The organism is Rhodococcus sp. P4_B6 (genome assembly GCF_056402215.1).
Genome location: NZ_JBFUHV010000500.1, coordinates 1 through 561 on the forward strand (window position 1 = coordinate 1; position 561 = coordinate 561).

Sequence of the window (561 nt, forward strand, 5' to 3'; positions counted from 1 at the left end):
GGGACACCCCGATGTCGGATGTGCGCACCATCGCAATCGCCGACCTGGGCGGCGAGCTGCCCAAGATCCAGGACGCCACGCTCAAGATGTACGGAAAGATCTCTCGGATGTGCCGCCGGGACCTGTTCGTCAACGAGCATCGCAATCGCCGACCTGGGCGGCGAGCTGCCCAAGATCCAGGACGCCACGCTCAAGATGTACGGAAAGATCTCTCGGAGATACTGGGCCTGCCTGTTCGTCAACGAGCCGATCTTCCACTGGAGTGATGTGTGCGACGACGCGCAGCTCCCACACGCCTACACTGTCGCGCTCGAAATCGACCCGGAGATACTGGGCCTGCAGGAGATTCGCGTCAACGACATTTCCACCACCTTCACCCGGCCGAAGAACTACATCCCCGCCATCGTCGGCGGCGCAGTCWTCGCCCGCGAGCAGTGGGACACCCCGATGTCGGATGTGCGCACCATCGCAATCGCCGACCTGGGCGGCGAGCTGCCCAAGATCCAGGACGCCACGCTCAAGATGTACGGAAAGATCTCTCGGATGTGCCGCCGGGACCTG

At 63.0% G+C, this 561-nt stretch carries 1 protein-coding gene and 1 pseudogene; both read left to right on the forward strand.

All coding sequences use genetic code 11. The features are described 5' to 3' along the window. The coding region (locus AC1DWT_RS51805; RefSeq protein WP_477926346.1) for a hypothetical protein at positions 1-266 on the forward strand (266 nt) is incomplete at its 5' end. 1 nt (position 267) lies between these two features. Then, positions 268-561 (forward strand): annotated as a pseudogene (locus AC1DWT_RS51810) (hypothetical protein); the annotation flags it as partial.